The 18,548-nt window shown below is 73.1% G+C and carries 12 protein-coding genes and 1 pseudogene; 8 read left to right on the forward strand and 5 right to left on the reverse strand.

The features are described 5' to 3' along the window. Positions 1-56 precede the first annotated feature (56 nt). Both OG410_RS19430 and OG410_RS19435 read left to right on the forward strand, forming a co-directional pair. Positions 57-2,603: a helicase C-terminal domain-containing protein gene (locus OG410_RS19430; RefSeq protein WP_329300353.1), complete on the forward strand. Its 2,547-nt coding sequence runs from the start codon at positions 57-59 to the stop codon at positions 2,601-2,603. Positions 2,604-2,685: 82 nt separating this feature from the next. Continuing rightward, a complete protein-coding gene (locus tag OG410_RS19435; protein WP_329300354.1) occupies positions 2,686-4,323 on the forward strand; it encodes a DNA repair helicase XPB in 1,638 nt (545 codons plus the stop codon). A gap of 143 nt (positions 4,324-4,466) precedes the next feature. Here the strand turns inward: OG410_RS19435 and OG410_RS19440 are convergent, their stop codons facing one another. Beyond that, positions 4,467-4,661 (reverse strand): hypothetical protein, encoded by a 195-nt coding sequence (locus OG410_RS19440; protein ID WP_329300355.1) that lies wholly within the window; start codon positions 4,659-4,661, stop codon positions 4,467-4,469. A gap of 432 nt (positions 4,662-5,093) precedes the next feature. Between OG410_RS19440 and OG410_RS19445 the strand changes: the two genes are divergently transcribed. Then, positions 5,094-7,163, forward strand: coding sequence for a HelD family protein (locus tag OG410_RS19445; protein WP_329300356.1), 2,070 nt, complete (start codon positions 5,094-5,096; stop codon positions 7,161-7,163). Between the two features lie 102 nt (positions 7,164-7,265). Here OG410_RS19445 and OG410_RS19450 read toward each other — a convergent pair whose 3' ends face one another. Next, positions 7,266-8,480, reverse strand: coding sequence for a trypsin-like serine peptidase (locus OG410_RS19450; RefSeq protein ID WP_329300357.1), 1,215 nt, complete (start codon positions 8,478-8,480; stop codon positions 7,266-7,268). 255 nt (positions 8,481-8,735) lie between these two features. After that, on the reverse strand, positions 8,736-9,440 hold the full coding sequence (locus OG410_RS19455; protein ID WP_329300358.1) for a copper homeostasis protein CutC: 705 nt from the start codon (positions 9,438-9,440) through the stop codon (positions 8,736-8,738). A gap of 452 nt (positions 9,441-9,892) precedes the next feature. Between OG410_RS19455 and OG410_RS19460 the strand changes: the two genes are divergently transcribed. Beyond that, positions 9,893-12,160, forward strand: a complete 2,268-nt coding sequence (locus OG410_RS19460) for an N-acetylmuramoyl-L-alanine amidase (RefSeq protein ID WP_443063895.1) — start codon at positions 9,893-9,895, stop codon at positions 12,158-12,160. Between the two features lie 109 nt (positions 12,161-12,269). On the opposite strand, the gene OG410_RS19465 is transcribed toward OG410_RS19460, so the two are convergent. Further along, complete coding sequence (locus tag OG410_RS19465) at positions 12,270-12,947, reverse strand: maleylpyruvate isomerase family mycothiol-dependent enzyme (RefSeq protein ID WP_329300360.1); 678 nt, start codon at positions 12,945-12,947, stop codon at positions 12,270-12,272. Positions 12,948-13,049: 102 nt separating this feature from the next. Beyond that, the gene (locus tag OG410_RS19470) at positions 13,050-14,081 is read right to left on the reverse strand and encodes a saccharopine dehydrogenase family protein (protein ID WP_329300361.1); all 1,032 of its coding nucleotides are present in this window, start codon (positions 14,079-14,081) and stop codon (positions 13,050-13,052) included. A 110-nt stretch (positions 14,082-14,191) separates the two neighbouring features. Between OG410_RS19470 and OG410_RS19475 the strand changes: the two are divergent. The 4 genes and pseudogenes from OG410_RS19475 to OG410_RS19490 form a co-directional block, all read left to right on the forward strand. Then, positions 14,192-15,151 (forward strand): annotated as a pseudogene (locus OG410_RS19475) (helix-turn-helix domain-containing protein); the annotation flags it as partial. A gap of 104 nt (positions 15,152-15,255) precedes the next feature. Beyond that, positions 15,256-15,936 carry an HD domain-containing protein gene (locus tag OG410_RS19480; RefSeq protein ID WP_329300363.1) on the forward strand — a complete coding sequence of 227 codons (681 nt, stop codon included), beginning with the start codon at positions 15,256-15,258 and terminating at the stop codon, positions 15,934-15,936. Between the two features lie 295 nt (positions 15,937-16,231). Next, entirely contained in the window at positions 16,232-17,383 is a 1,152-nt protein-coding gene (locus OG410_RS19485) for a Cmx/CmrA family chloramphenicol efflux MFS transporter (RefSeq protein WP_329304171.1), read from the forward strand. Between the two features lie 20 nt (positions 17,384-17,403). Continuing rightward, the gene (locus OG410_RS19490) at positions 17,404-18,510 is read left to right on the forward strand and encodes a GNAT family N-acetyltransferase (protein ID WP_329300364.1); all 1,107 of its coding nucleotides are present in this window, start codon (positions 17,404-17,406) and stop codon (positions 18,508-18,510) included. Positions 18,511-18,548: the final 38 nt, after the last annotated feature.

Consider the following 18,548-nt stretch of genomic DNA (forward strand, 5'->3'; position numbering starts at 1 on the left):
GGTCCACCGGGCGGGGGCCGGGCCCGGCGGGCGTGCCACCCGCTACCGTTGACAGGATGAGCCCCGAGACGACCGCCCCGCGGTCCCTGGCGGAAGCACTCCGCGCGCGGGACGACGCCTCGCTGTCCGCCCTCCTGCGGTCCCGGCCGGACCTGATCACCCCCGTCCCCACGGATCTCACCCAGCTCGCCACGCGGGCGGGCACCCGGGCGTCGGTCGTACGTGCCCTGGAGCGTCTGGACCGGTTCACGCTCCAGACGGCGGAGGCGCTCGCGGTGGCGCGGGAACCGGCGACGTACGACGAACTGCTCGGGCTGCTGGCGGGCGACGACGGCGACCCGGCGGTCACGGCGGCCTTCCCGCACGCGCTCGGGACCTTGCGCGAGCAGGCTCTCCTGTGGGGGGCCGACGACCGCCTCCGGCTCGTGCGCACGGCACGTGAACTGCTCGCCCCGTCCCCGCAGCACCCGTCCCCGACGGGGCTAGGGCCGACGGTCGGCGAGGCCACGGCCGGCATGTCGCCGGGGCGCATCCAGGAGATCGTGGCCGCGGCGGGGCTGGCGTCCACCCATGACTCCGTGTCGGCGGTGGCGTCGCTGAGCGGCCTGTTCGCCGACCGGAGCCGGATGTCGGCGCTGCTCGACGAGGCGCCCGCCGAGGCGGTGGGGGTGCTGGCCCGGCTGGTGTGGGGGCCGCCGTACGGGCAGGTGACGGCCGAACCGGCGGCGCATCTGCGCTGGCTGATCGGGCGGGGGCTGCTGCTGCCGACGGCACCGGGCACGGTCGTGCTGCCTCGGGAGGTCGCCCTGCATCTGCGGGCGGGCCGCGCGCACCGGGTGACGGAACCGGTGGCGCCCGCGGTCGAGGCCGCGACCAGCCACCGTCCACAGGCGGTGGACGCCGCCGCGGCCGGTCAGGCGTACACGACGCTGGCGACCGTCGAGGAGCTGCTGAAGGACTGGCACGAGGGCGGTCCCGCCGTGCTGCGCGCGGGCGGCCTGAGCGTGCGGGACCTGAAGCGGACGGCGGTGGCGCTCGACGTCCCCGAACCGGTCGCCGCCTTCTGGGTGGAACTCGCCTACGCGGCGGGCCTGCTGGCCTCGGACGGCGAGGCCGAGGAACGCTACGCGGCGACACCGGCGTACGACACGTGGATGGAGCTGCCCGCCGCGGAGCGCTGGGCGCGGCTCGCCTCGGCGTGGCTCGCGGCGACCCGCACGGCCGGTCTGGTCGGCGGACGGGACGCGAAGGACCGTACGCTCTCGGCGCTCGGCCCGGGCCTCGACCGCTCCGCGGCACCCGAGGTCCGCCACCGCGTCCTCGCCCTGCTCGCGGAGCTTCCCGAGGGCGTCTCCCCCGACACGGACTCGCTCCTCGCCCGGCTGTACTGGGAGCGGCCCTCGCGCAGTGTCCGGCCCGCTCCGGACGAGCTGCGGGCCCGGCTGGCCCGCTGGACGCTGTCCGAGTCGGAGCTGCTCGGGGTGACCGGCCGGGGCGCGCTGTCCGCGCAGGGGCGGGCGCTGCTGGGCCTGCCCGCCCCGGCGGGCGCGCGGGTGGCGGAGCCGTCCGGTCCGGGCGACAGACTTCCCGCGCCGCACAGGCGGCGCCCGCCGGTGACCGCCCCCGTACCGCACTCCCCCGCCGAGCAAGCCGCGGCGGCGGCCCGGGCCGCCGCGCTCCTCGCGCCGCTGCTGCCCGAGCCGCTCGACCACGTCCTGCTCCAGGCGGATCTGACGGCGGTCGCGCCCGGCCCGCTGGAGCGTCCGCTGGCCGACACGCTCGGGGTCCTCGCGGACGTCGAGTCCAAGGGTGGGGCGACGGTCTACCGCTTCACCCCGGCCTCGGTGCGCCGGGCGCTCGACGCGGGCCGTTCGGCGTCCGACCTGCACGCCTTCCTCGCCGCCCACTCCCGTACGCCGGTCCCGCAGCCGCTGGCCTATCTGATCGACGACATGGCGCGCCGGCACGGCCATCTGCGGATCGGGGCGGCCTCGGCGTACGTCCGCTGCGACGACGAGGCGGTACTCAACGAGATCCTCGCCGACAAGCGTTCGCAGGAGTTCGCGCTGCGGCGGATCGCGCCGACGGTGCTGGTCGCGCAGACCGACCCGGCGAGCCTCCTGACCGGTCTCAGGACGATGGGCTTCGCGCCGGCCGCCGAGTCGGCGGAGGGTGACGTGCTGATCAGCCGTGCGCACGCCCACCGCACCCCGCCGCGCACGGCGCCCGAGCCCGTCCCGGACGGTCCGCCGGTCCCCGACGCCACGCTCCTCGGTGCGGCGGTCCGCGCGATCCGGGCCGGTGACCTCGCCTCCACGGCCCCGCGCAAGGACGACCCGGCCGCCGGCCGTCCCGGTAACGGCGCGCTGCCCCGCACCAGCTCCGCCGAGACCCTCGCGACCATGCAGGCCGCCGTGATGACGGGCGAGGCGGTGTGGATCGGCTACGTCAACGCCGAGGGGTCGGCCAGCCAGCGCGTCATCGCCCCCATCCGGGTCGAGGGCGGCTTCGTCACGGCGTACGACCACACGGCGGACGAGGTCCGCACCTATCCGCTGCACCGGGTCACGGGGGTCGCGGAGCTGGCCGACGACCAGCCGTGACCGCCCGCCGGTAGGGCACACTGGACGTTTGGCCAAGCATCCGCGCCGGGTGCCGCCACGTGCCACGCAGAAAGGGACGCGTGTGAACGGACCGCTCATCGTCCAGTCCGACAAAACGCTTCTGTTGGAAGTCGATCACGAGCGGGCCGACGCCTGCCGTCGGGTCATCGCCCCCTTCGCCGAGCTGGAGCGGGCGCCCGAGCACATCCACACCTACCGGGTGACGCCGCTCGGCCTGTGGAACGCGCGGGCCGCCGGGCACGACGCCGAGCAGGTCGTGGACGCGCTGGTGGAGTTCAGCCGCTATCCGGTCCCGCACGCGCTGCTCGTGGACATCGCCGAGACGATGGACCGCTACGGACGCCTCACGCTGAGCAAGCATCCGGCCCACGGGCTCGTCCTGACCACCACCGACCGGCCCGTCCTCGAAGAGGTGCTGCGCTCCAAGCGCGTCGCGCCGCTCGTCGGCAACCGGATCGACCCGGACACCGTGGCCGTGCACCCCTCCGAGCGCGGCCAGATCAAGCAGACCCTGCTGAAGCTCGGCTGGCCGGCCGAGGACCTCGCCGGGTACGTGGACGGCGAGGCGCACGCCATCGAGCTCGACGAGACCGGCTGGGCGCTGCGGCCCTACCAGCGGCAGGCCGTGGAGAACTTCTGGCACGGCGGGTCCGGGGTGGTCGTGCTGCCCTGTGGCGCGGGCAAGACGCTCGTCGGAGCCGGTGCCATGGCGCAGGCCAAGGCGACCACGCTCATCCTCGTCACCAACACCGTCTCCGCCCGGCAGTGGAAGCACGAGCTGGTGAAGCGGACCTCGCTGACCGAGGACGAGATCGGCGAGTACAGCGGCACCCGCAAGGAGATCCGCCCGGTCACCATCGCCACCTACCAGGTGCTGACGACCCGGCGGAAGGGCGTCTACCCGCACCTGGAGCTCTTCGACTCCCGCGACTGGGGCCTCATCCTCTACGACGAGGTCCACCTGCTGCCCGCCCCGGTCTTCAAGTTCACCGCCGACCTCCAGGCCAGGCGCCGGCTGGGGCTGACCGCCACGCTGGTGCGCGAGGACGGGCGCGAGTCGGACGTCTTCTCGCTCATCGGGCCCAAGCGGTTCGACGCGCCCTGGAAGGAGATCGAGGCGCAGGGCTACATCGCGCCGGCCGACTGTGTCGAGGTGCGGGTGAACCTCACCGACTCCGAGCGGCTCGCGTACGCCACCGCCGAGAACGAGGAGAAGTACCGCTTCTGCGCCACCACCGCGACCAAGCGGAAGGTGACCGAGGCGCTGGTCCGCCGGTTCGCGGGTCAGCAGATCCTCGTGATCGGCCAGTACATCGACCAGCTCGACGAGCTGGGCGAGCATCTGAACGCGCCCGTCATCAAGGGCGAGACCAGCAACGCCCAGCGGGAGAAGCTGTTCGACGCCTTCCGGCAGGGCGAGATCAGCGTGCTCGTCGTGTCCAAGGTCGCCAACTTCTCCATCGACCTGCCGGAGGCCACGGTGGCCATCCAGGTCTCGGGCACCTTCGGCTCCCGCCAGGAGGAGGCCCAGCGTCTGGGCCGCGTCCTGCGCCCGAAGGCCGACGGCCACCAGGCCCACTTCTACTCCGTGGTCGCCCGCGACACGATCGACCAGGACTTCGCAGCCCACCGCCAGCGCTTCCTGGCGGAACAGGGCTACGCCTACCGAATCATGGACGCCGACGAAATCCTGAACTAGGTTCCAGCCCCTCCGGCGTTTGAGGAGCGGGGTCCGGGGCGGAGCCCCGGGGGTGGGCAAGTCAAACGGGGCCGAGCCGTCTGCCGGCGGGACCGGACCGGGGTGCCGGAGCCGGTCCCCGGCAAAGGAAGCGGGCGTACACGTCAGTGGCGCCGTACGCCCGCTTCTTCGCCGTATTCGCCGAGCAGGACGACCCCGATGGCCGCGCGCCCGAACACCTTGACGGCCTTCAGTGCGTCGCCGAGGCGATGGCGGTGGTCGACGGAAGTGACGGCCGTCGCGCCGTGCGCGACGGACCCGGGATGGGCAGGACCTGGGATGAAAGTGGCTGCGCTCATACCTCCATGGTGCGACTGCCCCGACCCGAACGGCGTCGGTCTCCGGACCGAACCCCACCCACCCCCAGGTACGGCTCCGGACGGTCCGCCCTCCGCCTCACGACGGACCCCGCCCCCTAGGGACTCAGGGGCCGGACCCTGACACGCCAGGCGGGTACCGGAAGGACGCGGCGCTCGGGCACCGGGAAAACCATTGGCCCCGGCATCCATCCTTCGCCTAGAATCTTCGGTCTTGCCCGCCTCCCTTCACGGAGTGCCGCCGCCCGGCCGGAAACCGGACGGCACCCGGAATCACCACGGATTCCGCAGGGATTCCCGACGGATTCCCGACGAAATCCGCAGCGATTCACGATCTGCATCATCGCGCAGCACTGCCAGAGCGCCGCGGTACTCCCGCAGCACCCCCACGCAGGTTTCCGGAGGCAATTCCCCGTGTCCCCCCTGTCCGACGGTCCGGCCGGCGTCCCGACCGATTCCGACGATCCCCTCTCCCGCGAGCGCTCCCACCTCGCCCGGTCCCGTTCCGCGCTCCGCGCGATGCGCGAGGACGCGGAGAACCTCGACATCCGCGACGTCACCGCGAACTGGGTGAACGCCGAGGTGCTGCACCGGCAGATCGCCGAGCGCATCAAGGCCCTCGCCGACCTCAGCCACACCCCGCTGTTCTTCGGGCGGCTCGACTATCTGCACGCCCCGGGCTCCGACCTGGCGGAGGGCGCCGAGGGCGAGCGGTTCTACATCGGGCGCCGCCATGTCCACGACGACGACGGCGACCCGATGGTCATCGACTGGCGCGCGCCGGTGTCCCAGCCGTTCTACCGGGCCTCCAAGAAGGACCCGATGGACGTCGGGCTGCGCCGCCGCTTCGGCTACACCGGCGGCGACCTCACGGCCTACGAGGACGAGCACCTGTCCGACCCGGCCGAGGCGGCGTCCACCAGCAAGCTGCTCCAGCAGGAGATCGAGCGCCCGCGCGTCGGCCCGATGCGCGACATCGTGGCGACCATCCAGCCCGAACAGGACGAGATCGTACGGTCCGGGCTGTCCGGTTCGGTCTGTGTGCAGGGAGGTCCCGGCACCGGAAAGACCGCCGTCGGCCTGCACCGGGTCGCGTATCTGCTGTACGCGCACCGGGAGCGGCTCGCCCGCACCGGCACCCTGGTGATCGGACCGAACAAGTCCTTCCTGCACTACATCGAGCAGGTCCTCCCCGCGCTCGGTGAGCTGGAGGTCAGGCAGGCGACCGTCGACGACCTCGTCGCGCATGTCGAGGTGCGCGGGAGCGACGACGCGGCCGCGGCCGTGATCAAGGGCGACGCCCGGATGGCCCAGGTGCTGCGCCGGGCCGTGCGCTCGCATGTGACCGTCCCGGCCGAGCCGGTGGTGGTGGTCAGGGGGTCCCGGCGCTGGCGCGTCCCGGCGTACGAACTGGAGGAGATCGTCCGGGAGCTGCTCGACCGCGACATCCGGTACGGCGCAGCCCACCAGGCCCTTCCGCAGCGCATCGCGCATGCCGTGCTGGTCCAGATGGAGCGCTCCGGGGAGGCGCCGGACGACCGGGTGCAGGACGCCGTGGCCCGCAACCCCGCGGTGAAGGCCGCCGTGAAGGCGATCTGGCCGCAGGTCGACCCCGCGAAGCTGGTGCTCCGGCTGCTGACCGACGCGGAGTTCCTCGCCGCGCACGCGGAGGGGCTGCTGGACGAGGGTGAGCAGAAGGAGATCCTCTGGGCGAAGCCGGTGCGCAGCGTGAAGAGCGCGAAGTGGTCGGCCGCCGACGCCGTGCTGATCGACGAGGCCACGGATCTCGTCCAGCGCACGCACTCCCTCGGGCACGTGGTGCTCGACGAGGCGCAGGACCTCTCCCCGATGCAGTACCGCGCGGTGGGCCGGCGCTGCACGACGGGGTCGGCGACCGTGCTCGGGGACCTGGCGCAGGGGACGACCCCGTGGGCGACGCGGAGCTGGGCGGAGGCCCTCGGGCATCTGGGCAAGGGGGACGCGGTCGTCGAGGAGCTGACCGCGGGTTTCCGTGTCCCCACGGACGTCATCACCTACGCCTCCCGGCTGCTGCCGCACATCGCGCCCGGTCTCGCGCCGGTCGCCTCGGTGCGTGAGAACCCGGGCTTCTTCGAGGTGCGCGCGAGCACGGCGGACGCCGAAGTCCTCGGTGCGGTGGAGGAGTTGCTGGGCCACGAGGGGTCGGTCGGGCTGATCGCCGCCGACGCCCGCATCCCCGTGCTCGCCGAGGCGCTGACGGCGGCCGGGCGGACGTATCTCGGTCCGGGCGAGGAGACGACGGCCGAGACCCGGCTGACGCTGGTGCCGGCCTCGCTCGCCAAGGGCCTGGAGTACGACTACGTGGTCCTGGACGAGCCGCGGGCCGTCGTCGACGGCGAGCCCGACGAGCGCACCGGGCTGCGCCGTCTGTACGTGGCGCTCACCCGTGCGGTCTCGGGGCTGGTCGTGACCCACGCGGCACCGCTCCCGGCCGAACTGGGCTGACCGGCCGAGCGGACGGCCCCCGCCCGGGCCCGCGCCCTCGCCCCACACGCCGACGGCCCCCGGCACGTACGCCGGGGGCCGTCCGCCGTGTGACGCGAGGCCCTACCTGAACTTCCTGCTGGTGGCCAGGTAGACCTGCTTGGCGTTCTCACCGAGGCGGGGCCCGGTGATGAACGTCTTGCGGTCGCTCAGCGAGTTGTTGGAGACCAGATAGGTCCGGCCGTTGTGGCTCATGAACCAAGGCCCTCCGGACGCACCGCCGTTCATGGTGCAGCCGATCATGAACTGGGCGGGGACGTTGCTCGCGAGCACGAACCGCTTCGTGGCGCCGTGGCAGTCGTACATCTTCGAGCCGTCGTAGGGCGACTCGGCCGGGTAGCCGCGGACCTTCATGGACGTGACCTTGTTGGCGGCCGGAGCGCCGAACCACACCGGCAGCGCCGAACCGAGCTGCTCCTGAAGGGACTTGCCGCCCTTCTCGGGCTTGACGTGAAGCACGGCGTAGTCGTATCCGGAGGCCGCGTTGCCCGTGTGGCCGCCGCCCTTCATCCACTGGGACGAGGTGGTGGCCCAGTCGGCCCACCAGATGCCGTACGGCGAGACGGACTTGGCGCGCGGGTCGGTGATCTGACGGCTGCTCAGGCTCGCGCTGTTGTTGTACGAGGGGACGAAGGCGATGTTGCGGAACCAGCCGCCGCCCTTGCCCGCGTGCACGCAGTGGCCCGCGGTCCACACCAGGTTGGACTTGCCGGGGTGGGCCGGGTCGGTGACGACGGCGGCCGAGCAGACCATGCTGCCCTGGGGCGAGGAGAAGAACATCTTGCCGACGGGCGGCGCGTAGCGGTGATAGGTGCCCTTGACCTTGGCGGCGGTCTGCTTCTTCACCTTGCCGTCGGGCAGGTAGGAGGTGGCACCGCTGCCCGAGCCCGAACTGGTGCTGCCCGCCTGGGCGACCGGGATACTGGCCTTGGCCTCGGCCATCTTCTCCGGGGACCAGAAGTCCTTGATGTACGGGTTGGCGAAGTCCTCGGCCTTGGAAGCCCAGTTGCTGTAGTCCTTCCACCCCCCGAGCCTCCACTTGTCCAGGGCGGCGCCACTGAGTTCGGTGGGAATGCCCGCGGGCAGCTTGTAGCCGCCGAGCGAGAGGGAGCCGTCGTCCTGACCGGTGTCGACGCCCTTGTCGGCCTGGGCGGACGACGTGGGCTCGGCGACGGCCCCCTCGTCGTCCTTCTTGCTGTCACAGGCCGTGGTGGTGATCATGACGGCCGCGATCACGGCCGCGGCCGCCGCGAGCGTGCGGCTGCGTATGGATGGCATGAAGCCTGGTCCCCCTGATGCTGCTGTGCTGCCGCACCGCTTTCGCCGGCACGCACATATGTGTGATTGTCATGCCCCGGCCGATCGGGGCACGACCAAATATGCACGCAAAAGGCTGCTCGGTGATCGCCGTGCGCCTCTCACAACACAACAACTACGTGGCGGAGATGGATCCGTGACCTGCCGGTCCGGATCGCCCGCACCTGACCGGAACGCGGGACCGACGCGCCGGACCCGCCCCGTGGAACCAGCCGCCTACGCGTCGACGGCCGTCCGCCACGCCCGTACCGACTCCGCGGAGACCGGCCCCGCCCAGCCCCCGGGACGTGCGGCACCGCCGATGTGGAAGGCGTCGAGGCCCGCCGCGCGCAGCCGCGGCAGATGGTCGAGGCGCAGACCGCCGCCGACCATGATCCGCGGCTCGTACCCCGGCTCCCCGTGGCGGGCACCCTCGGCCGTGAGGACGGGGAGTCCGCCGTCGACGCCCGTCGGGGACCCGGCGGTCAGATAGGCGTCGAGACCGGGCAGGTCCGCGAGCTGCTTGCGCAGGGCGTCACGGTCGGCGGCGCGGTCGATCGCGCGGTGGAACGTCCAGCGGCAGCCGTCCAGTTCGGCGACGATCCGCTCCAGGGCGGCCAGGTCGGGGCCGCCGTGCTCGTCGAGGAAACCGAGGACGAACTCGTCCGCGCCCGCGTCCCGCAGCCCGCCCGCGGCCCGCACGAGAGCGTCGACGCCCGCCGCGCCGCCGGCCGAGAAGCCGTCGGACAGGCGCAGCATCACGCGCAGCGCGATGTCGACGGAAGCACGGATCCCGGCGAAGGTCTCCACCGACGGGGTCAGCCCGTCGGCCGCCATGTCCGCGACCAGCTCCAGCCGGTCCGCCCCGCCGGCCTGAGCGGCGACCGCGTCCTCCACGCCGAGGGCGATCACCTCCAGGACTGCGCTCTTCCGCTCACTCATCGGACCTCTTCTCCTGGGCCGCTATAGGTCTAGTCCAATCAAACAGTACGCGGGCGGGAGCGGAGGCGCGAGAAGATCACGGCGAACGAAGGGGAGGTCGCGGCGGTTTCCGGCCCGGACCCCTCCCGGAACCCCGGGCCCGCGGGCCCGACTCCGCCCCGTTCCGGCCATAGTTGAACTCTCATATACCCTCCCCCATACATGGAGATCATGTAAAGGTCGCGTGAAAGGGTGGGGCAGTGCGACGACGCGGATGGGGTGCGGCCGTTCTGGCGGTCGCGGTGGTGTCCGGGACACTGGTCGTCCAGGGGGCGGGCGGCGGGGACGCGGGCGGCTCCGGAGGCGACGGGAGGTCCGGGCCGATCCGGACCGGTTCGGCCACCGCCGCGCTGACGGTGGCCGACGGTGGCACGTCCGCCCGGCTGGACCGGCGGGACACCGCGCCCTTCAGCATGCTCGGCATCACCTGGGCCGAGGCGTCCACACGGGTGAGCGGCACCATCGAGGTCCGGACCCGGGACACGGCGCGTCACACGTGGTCGACGTGGCTGCGGCTGGACGGTGACAGCGGCGAGGGCGAGCGGGGCGCGTCCCGCGGCGGCACCACGCCCGCGTGGGTGGGCCCGTCCGACGGGGTCCAGGTGCGGATGTCGAGCGGTGCGTCGCGGCGGCTGCCCGAGGGCCTCCGGCTGGACATGATCGACCCCGGCGGTACGACCTCGGCGATGGAGCCCGCCGGGTTCCTGATGGACCCGGTCGACCCGACCGGCGAAGCCGACCCGACCGGCCCGGCGGACGCGACCGGCACGGCGGACGCGACCGGTCCAGCCACGACGGACGCCCCCGCGGACACCGCCTCTCCCGACCCGTCCTCGACCCGGACCTCCGGGCCCTCGTCCGGTCCGACGGACTCCGCCGAACCCACGCGGACGCAGACGCAGCCGTCCACCGGGAGCGCGAGTCCTTCCCCGACCGTCTCCGCGCCGGACCCGGCCTCGCCGACCGCGACCGTGCCCCCGGCCCCGCCGTCCACCGCGCCCCGCCCGCCGATCACCTCGCGGGAGGGCTGGGGCGCCGACGAGTCCATCAGCCCCGAGGAGCCCGGCTATCTGCCCGGAGGGAGGATCAAGGCGGTGGTGCTGCACCACACCGCCACCTCCAACGACTACACCTGCGCCGAGGCCCCTGCCCTCATCCGGGCCGTCTACGCCTACGACGTACAGCAGTTGACCTGGAAGGACATCGGCTACAACTTCCTCGTCGACAAGTGCGGCACGATCTACGAAGGCCGCAAGGGAGGCGTCGACCGGCCCGTGATGGGCGCGCACGCCTACGGCTTCAACTCCGAGACCACGGGCATCGCCGTCATCGGTGACTACAGCGGCATCGCCCCCTCGAAAGAGGCGATGACCTCGGTCGCCCGGCTCGCCGCGTGGAAGCTCGGCCAGTACGGCGTCGACCCGACGGGCACCACCACCCTCACCGCGGGCGCGAGCGGGCCGAACTACTTCCGCCAGACCTGGGACGCGGGCACCAGGATGACCCTCCCCGTCATCCACGGCCACCGCGACGGCTACAACACCGTGTGCCCGGGCGACGCGTACTACGCCATGCTGCCCACGGTCCGCGCCTGGGCGGGCGGGACGGTCGAAGGGCTCAAGCTCGACTCGGTCACCGGTACCGGCGTGTCCGGCACCACCGTCCTCACCGACACCGCCGTCACCGTGAAGTGGTCGGCCTCGACCCCGGCCGCCCTGGTCAGGCAGTACGACGTCCTGGTCGACGGCGAGGTCGCGGCCACCGTCGCCGGCACCGCCTCCTCCGCCGAGGTGAACCTGGCCCCGGGTACCCACAAGGTCTCGGTCCGGGGAGTCCACCAGTCCGGCCGGACCGCGATCACGGAGGACGTCACCGTCCTCGCCGATCCCGCCCCGGCCCTCACGCCCCCCGCCGCGACCACCACACCCACGGCCAAGGCCACCACCCCCGCCGCGACCGTCTCACCCACCTCACCCGCCTCACCCACCGCGAAGGCGACCACCCCCACCCCGACCGCCTCGCCCACCACGAAGGCCCCCACCCCCGCCGACACCACGCCGCCGGTCTTCTCCACCCAGCCGAATCTCGCCCTGCGCACCGGCACGGTGAGCACCACGGCCGTCCCGCTCACCCTGAAGTGGAAGGCCACCGACACGAAGGAACTGAAGGAGGTCCGCCTCACCGCCCCGGTCGCCAGGACGTACGGCCCGACGGTCACGAGCGCGAGCCTCACCGCCAAGTCCGGTGTGGCCACGACCTGGAGGATGACGGCGTACGACCGGGCCGGCAACGCCCGCTCGGCCTCCGTGAGCGGCACCCCCGTGATCCTCCAGGAGAGCGCGGCCACCAGAACCGGCACCTGGACGTCCAAGTCGTCGAGCGGCTACCTGGGCGGCAAGTCGTACAGCAGCTCCACGAAGAGCTCCTCGCTGACCTGGACCTTCACCGGACGCTCGGCGGCCCTGGTGGTCTCGCGCGCCGCGACCTCCGGTCAGGTGTACGTCTACGTCGACGGCAAGAAGACCGCCACCGTGGACCTGAGGACGACGACCACCAAGTACCGCGACGCGATCTGGGCGACGACCTGGACCGCCGCCGCCAAACACACGGTGAAGCTCGTGGTCGTCGGCACCGGCGGACGGCCCACGGTCACGACCGACGGACTCGTGTACCTCAAGTAGTCGTCCGGCCGGTCAGGGCCACCGCGCCGGTGCGGTGGCCCTGTCGGCCGGATCCGTCGCGCTCGCCGAGGATCCGTTCCGCGGTTCGACCGACGGCTCAACCGACGGCTCAACCGAACAGATTGAGCTCTTCCTCCCGCACCCCCACCAGCTCGTACACCGTCGTCTTCGGGACCGGCCGCCCCGAGAAGAGCCGTACGAGGGTCGCGGCGTCGCCGATGTAACGGGCCGGGGGACGGTCGCCGGGGACGCCGCCCAGGCGCAGCGGGTCGTCGAGATGGTCGAGGTCGGCGTGCAGCGGGACCCCGTCGCTCACGCGGCTGAAGCGGACCAGGAGCGCGAGGGCGTGCGGGAGCCCCTCCCCCTCGTAGGCGCCCGGTTCGCCGAACGCCTCGCGCACGTCTCCGGCGTGGATCCACTCGCCGAGCGCGACCGCGTCGAGCATGCCCCGGGTACGGGCGATCGCCGGGCCCACCTCGGTCATCCCGTGTTCCAGCTCGTCGATGACCCGCGCCGTCGTCCAGTCGGCACGCTCGGCGATGTCTCGGTCGTTGACCTCGGCCTCGAACACCCCTGGTTCGAAGCGGCGCTCGACGACCCGTGTCAGCACGGCCGAGCAATGCGCCAGCAGGTCCCGCACCGTCCACGCCGGACACCCTGCCGTCAGGCGGGCGAAGTCGTCCTCCGGGCGGGCCCGCAGCAGCGGGATCAGCGCGTCGCGCTCGGTGCGCAGGAGCAGACCGGGCAGTTCCGGGTCCCGTACATCGTGTGCGTCTTGAGGAATCATGACTCCACGCTAGGGCCTGTCCGGTCGGTCACGGTGGAGGATGCCGACGGCCCCTGGTGGACCCCGCGTCTCCGCCGTGATCGACCGGACAGGTCCTAGGGGCTACCCGCGCAGTTCGAAGGAGATGTGCGGGGACAGCGCGCGGAGGAAGTCCCGGGCGTCGAAGATCTCGCCGGCGGAGGCGACGCCGACCGTCCTGGTGCGTCCCGTCAGGATGCGGTCGAGTGCCTCCACCACGAGCGGCGCGGTGACGGCGTAGATGTCCTGGCCCCGTGCCACGGCACGCCGTTCGGCGCCGCCGGAGCGCACCACGACGTCGACGAGGAAGGTCTGCCCGGACCGCCCGCGCTCGTCGGCCGGGCTCGGAGCGGGGGTGTCCGGGGCCGCCAGTTCCCCGGCCGCCTCGACGGTCATGTAGGTGCACACCTCGGAGACGGCGAGGTGGCTGGGCACGGTGACCACGTCGGCCATCGAGAACTCCCCGAGAACGGCACGCGGGCCCATCGGCTCGGGGAACGGCCACTCCAGGGTGGGCAGGGCGTCCTCGACGTACTCCAGCCGCCCTTCGGTGTAACGGACGCGCCGGCCGCCGCGCCGCTCCCGGGAGACCGCGCCCGCGGCGCGCGTCCCGGCGGTGGGGTGCCAGCCGCTCAGCCCGTACGCGATGTGCGCCTCGTCGGCCGCCGTCCACTCGCCCATCGCGGCGGTGACCAGCAGGTCGCCGAAGCCGCCGTAGAAGGCCATCGCGGGGACGATCACCGTTCCCGCGGCCTCGGCCGGCTCCGCGAAGTGCGCGAACGTGTCGAGGTTGGCCTCGATCTCGGCCGCCACGTCCACGTACGGGATCCCGGCGCGCAGGGCCGCCTCGATCACGGGGCCGGCCGTCGTGGCGAACGGCCCGGCGCAGTTGACCACCGCCGCGGCGCCGGTCAGCGCCTGGTCGAGGGACGCCGGGTCGTCGACCGTGGCCGGCCGGACGTCCAGGCCCGGCCACGAGGCCGCCAGTTCCTTCAGCTTCCCGGCGTCCCGGCCGGAGAGGACCGGCGTGAACCCGCGCTCCAGCAGTTCGGCCACCACGAACCGGCCGGTGTGCCCGTACGCGCCGAACACCGTCACTGCCTGCCCCGACTCCATGGGTTCTCCCCCGTGCTCGAAGTGAACTGCCTTGATCCGTAAGGACATCCTGGCGAGAACGGGCGCCCCGCACGAGTGTCCGGAACGCCAGGCCCCATACAATTCCGGACATGACTTCTGTCGCGCTGGCCGTCACCGACGGGATGCTGCACTTCGAACTGGCCCTGGCCTGCGAGGTCTTCGGCTCCGCTCCGGACGCCGTGCGGGTGCCCTGGTACGACCTCGCGCTCTGCGGGCCGAAGGCGGTGCGCGTCGGACCGTTCCGGCTGGAGCCCGACCGCGGCCTCGACCGGCTCCCGTACGCCGACACGGTGATCGTCCCGGGCTGGGCCGACATCGACCGGGAGCCGCCCGCCGCCCTCGTCGACGCGGTCCGTGCGGCCCACGAGGCGGGCGCGCGCGTGGCCTCCCTGTGCACCGGCGCGTTCGTCCTGGCCGCCGCCGGGCTGCTGGACGGGAAGCGCGCGACCACGCACTGGGCGCACACCCGGACCCTGGCCGCCCGCCATCCCCGGGTGCTGGTGGACCCGGACGTCCTGTACGTGGACGACGGCAGCGTGCTCACCTCTGCCGGCAAGGCCGCCGCCATGGACCTGTGCCTGCACCTCGTCCGCCTCGACCACGGCTCCTCGGTCGCCAACACCGTCGCCCGCAACCTGGTCGTGCCCCCGCACCGGGACGGCGGCCAGGCCCAGTTCGTCAGCACGCCGGTGCCCGCACCCGACCACCATCCGCTCGCCGAGCTGTTCCCCTGGGTCATCGAGCGGCTGGACCGTCCGCTGACCGTGGAGGACCTGGCCCGCCAGGCGCGGATGAGCTCACGCAACCTGGGCCGCCACTTCAGGTCGGTGACCGGCACCACCCCGCTCCAGTGGCTGCTGACCCAACGGATCCGCCATGCGCAGGAGTTGCTGGAGACCACCGACGCGGGCGTCGACGCCGTCGCGGCGGCCACCGGCATGGGAACCGGGACGACACTGCGCCGGCACTTCAACCGCACGGTGGGCGTGCCCCCGGACGCCTACCGCCGCACCTTCCGCGCACGGACCCGCCCCGGCCCTGTCCCCGGCCCCGCGCCCGCGCCTTCGCCTTCGCCTTCGCCTTCGGACAGCACCACGACGGGGACCGATCCGGGCACCACGACGGGGAGCCCCGGGGCGGGGACAATGGCGGCATGGCAGCAGAGAGCAACCGCCACCCGGCCCACCCGGAGCTGACGAAGCGCTGGGCGGACACCGTCCTGGCCGCACGTGAGGGCGAGGGCTCCGGCCCCGCGCCGGAGCCCTACGCGGCCGACCTCCTGGCCCGCTGGGCCGAACCCCGGCGCCGGTACCACACCACCGACCATCTCCTCGCGGTCCTCGGCCACATCGACGTGCTGGAGGCCCACGGGGAGCGCGCCGGCGATCCGGACGCCGTACGCCTGGCCGCCTGGTTCCACGACGCCGTGTACCTCCCGGACCGTTCGGAGAACGAGGAGCGCTCCGCCCGGCTCGCCGAACGCGCGCTGGCCGAACTGGGCGTCGACCCGGACCGCACCGCCGAGGTCGCCCGGCTCGTCCGGCTCACCGTCTCCCACGACCCCGCCGACCACGACACCGACGGCGCCGTCCTGTGCGACGCGGATCTCGCGATCCTGGCCTCGCCCCCGGCCGCGTACGCCGCCTACACCGCCGCCGTCCGCGAGGAGTACGCCTTCGTCCCCGACGACGCCTTCCGCGTGGGCCGCGCGGCCGTCCTGCGTCAACTCCTGGACCTGCCAAGGCTGTTCAGGACTCCGTACGGCGAACGTGTCTGGGCGGCACCGGCCCGCCGGAACATGGAGGACGAACTGGCGTCGCTGACGGAGGCCTGACGGGCGAGGTTCCGGCCCCTCCGGCGGATGAGGAGCGGGGTCCGGGGCGCAGCGCCGGGTCCGGGGAGGGGCGAGGGGGCCGAAGAGGGCCGAGGGGTATGCGGAAGGCCGAGGGGTACGGGGGAGGGCCGAGGGAAACGGGTTCGACTGCGGGCTCCGGACCACGTACCAAGGAGCCATGCCTCCGAGCCCCGGCCCCCTGACGCCGGACATACCCGCCGCCGCCCGGGCCTTCGCCCCCGGCTCCGCCCCGGACGTCACCCCGGACGTCACCCCGGCCACCGGCCGGCCCCGTATGCCCCTGTCCGTCTACGTCCTCGCCCTGTGCGTCTTCGCCCTCGGCACCAGTGAGTTCATGCTGTCCGGGCTGCTGCCGTCCATCGCGAAAGACCTGGGCGTGACGATCCCGCGGGCGGGACTGCTGATCTCGGCGTTCGCGATCGGCATGGTCGTCGGCGCGCCGCTGCTCGCCGTGGCCACGCTCCGGCTGCCGAGGCGGACCACCCTCGTCGCCCTGATCTCGGTCTTCGGGCTCGGCCAGGTGGCGGGAGCGCTGGCGCCGGACTACGCCGTGCTCTTTGCCTCACGTGTCGTCAGCGCCCTGGCCTGCGCGGGCTTCTGGGCGGTCGGCGCGGCCGTGGCCGTCGCGGCGGTGCCGGTGACCTCACGGGCGCGGGCGCTGGCCGTGATGATCGGAGGCCTGTCGATCGCGAACGTGCTGGGCGTGCCCGCGGGCGCCTTCCTCGGCCAGGGACTCGGCTGGCGGGCCGCCTTCTGGGCCGTCGGAGCGGCGTCCGTCGTCGCGCTCGTGGGCATCGTGACCCTCGTCCCGCCCATCGCGCCCCCGGACGTGCGACCGCGGATCCGGGGAGAGCTGCTCGTCTACCGCGACCGGCGGGTCTGGCTGTCCGTCGGCACGATCGTGCTCGCCGCGGCCGGTGTCTTCTGCGCCTTCAGCTATCTCGCCCCGCTGCTCACCGAGGTCGCCCATCTCCAGGAGCGCTGGGTCCCGACCGTGCTGGCGCTGTTCGGCGCAGGCGCGATCATCGGGACGACGCTCGGCGGGCGGTTCGCCGACGCGTATCCGTTCGAGGTCCTGCTCTGCGGCATGGCGGCGGACATCGTCGTCCTCGTCGCGTTCGCCCTTCTCGGGCGGTACGCCGTCGCGGCCGTCCTTCTCTCCTTCCTCCTCGGGATCGCCTGCTTCAGCACCGCCCCGGCCCTGAACGCCCGGATGTTCCAGGTCGCGGCGGCCGCCCCGACCCTGGCTGCCGCCACCACCACCGCCGCCTTCAACCTGGGCAACACCGCAGGTCCCTGGCTCGGCGGGGCCGTCATCGACGCGGGGCTCGGATACCCGGCCACCGCCTGGGTGGGCGCGGCACTGACGGCCGCCGCCGTCTGTCTGACCCTCGTGGCCAGGAAACCCGTACGCTCCCAGGGATGATCCGTCCTATTCTCGGCCGCATGACAGACATGGGCGGGGATCAGATCGAGGAAGCCGTCGCGAGCTGTGCCGCGCTGCTGCGGGCGGCGGCCGGACGTGACTGGGACGGCGTACGGGCGGGACGGCTGGAGTGGAGCTGCCGGCGGACCGCCGAACACATCGCGAGTGATCTCATCGCGTACGCCGGGCAGTTGGCCGGGCGGGCCGGCACGGCGTACGTGCCGTTCAAGATCGCGGTGGACGAGGGCACCGGCGACGCTGGGGTCGTCGACGTGATCGAGACGACCGGCGCCCTGCTCGCCGCCGCCGTCCGCACGACCCCGCGCGAGGTGCGCGCCTTCCACCCGTACCCGTTCCGCAGCGCGAACCGCGAGGGCTTCGCCGCGATGGGGGTCGCCGAGGTCCTGCTGCACACGCACGACATCGCCGAGGGCCTCGGCCTGCCGTACGAGCCGCCGGCCGAGCTGTGCGCCCGGGTCCTCGCCACGATCTTCCCGCACGTGCGCCCCGAGCCCGACGCCCCGTGGAGCACGCTCCTGTGGGCCACCGGGCGCGGCGACCTGCCCGGCCGGGAACCGCTCACCGAGTGGCGCTGGAACAACAACCTGGTGATCGACACCGAGCGGCTCACCCTCGAGGGGGTCACCCCGGCCGCCGCGGCCGATCTGCACACGGGCGGCACCGGCGGCTTCGAGTGGATCGAGGGCGGCCCCTTCGAGGGCACCCGGGACGCCTCCGGGATGGCCGTGAGCGCCTACGAGAAGGGGCTGCACCGGCCGGAGTGGGGGATATTCGTGCTCGTGCGGCGCGAGGACGGGCGGGCGGTCGGCGCGATGGGCTTCCACGGCGCGCCCGACGAGAAGGAGCGCGCCGAGGTCGGCTACGACCTCGCGGAGAACGCCCGCGGCCAGGGGTACGCCACCGAGGCCCTGCGCGCCCTGGCCGAGTACGCCCTCGCCCGCGACGACGTCAAGCTCCTGTTCGCGACCATCGACCAGGACAACGCTTCCTCCCAACGCGTGGTCGCCCGCGCCGGATTCACCCTCGTGAGCGAGGACCTTGAGCAGTTCGGCGACGAACTGAACGACGGGGAGGGGTCGTTGCGGCTGTACGCCCGCGACAGCTGAGACCGTCGGAGTGTCCCGGCGCGCCTCCGCCCGTACGC

The organism is Streptomyces sp. NBC_00659 (assembly GCF_036226925.1).
Classification (GTDB): domain Bacteria; phylum Actinomycetota; class Actinomycetes; order Streptomycetales; family Streptomycetaceae; genus Streptomyces.

Bases quoted from the DNA above. Each gene is read 5' to 3' on its own strand.
- OG410_RS19430 (WP_329300353.1), top strand. From the start codon at position 57: ATGAGCCCCGAGACGACCGCCCCGCGGTCCCTGGCGGAAGCACTCCGC.
- OG410_RS19440 (WP_329300355.1), bottom strand. From the start codon at position 4,661: ATGAGCGCAGCCACTTTCATCCCAGGTCCTGCCCATCCCGGGTCCGTC.
- OG410_RS19450 (WP_329300357.1), bottom strand. From the start codon at position 8,480: ATGCCATCCATACGCAGCCGCACGCTCGCGGCGGCCGCGGCCGTGATC.
- OG410_RS19455 (WP_329300358.1), bottom strand. From the start codon at position 9,440: ATGAGTGAGCGGAAGAGCGCAGTCCTGGAGGTGATCGCCCTCGGCGTG.
- OG410_RS19460 (WP_443063895.1), top strand. From the start codon at position 9,893: ATGCTCGGCATCACCTGGGCCGAGGCGTCCACACGGGTGAGCGGCACC.
- OG410_RS19465 (WP_329300360.1), bottom strand. From the start codon at position 12,947: ATGATTCCTCAAGACGCACACGATGTACGGGACCCGGAACTGCCCGGT.
- OG410_RS19470 (WP_329300361.1), bottom strand. From the start codon at position 14,081: ATGGAGTCGGGGCAGGCAGTGACGGTGTTCGGCGCGTACGGGCACACC.
- OG410_RS19480 (WP_329300363.1), top strand. From the start codon at position 15,256: ATGGCAGCAGAGAGCAACCGCCACCCGGCCCACCCGGAGCTGACGAAG.
- OG410_RS19485 (WP_329304171.1), top strand. From the start codon at position 16,232: ATGCCCCTGTCCGTCTACGTCCTCGCCCTGTGCGTCTTCGCCCTCGGC.
- OG410_RS19490 (WP_329300364.1), top strand. From the start codon at position 17,404: ATGACAGACATGGGCGGGGATCAGATCGAGGAAGCCGTCGCGAGCTGT.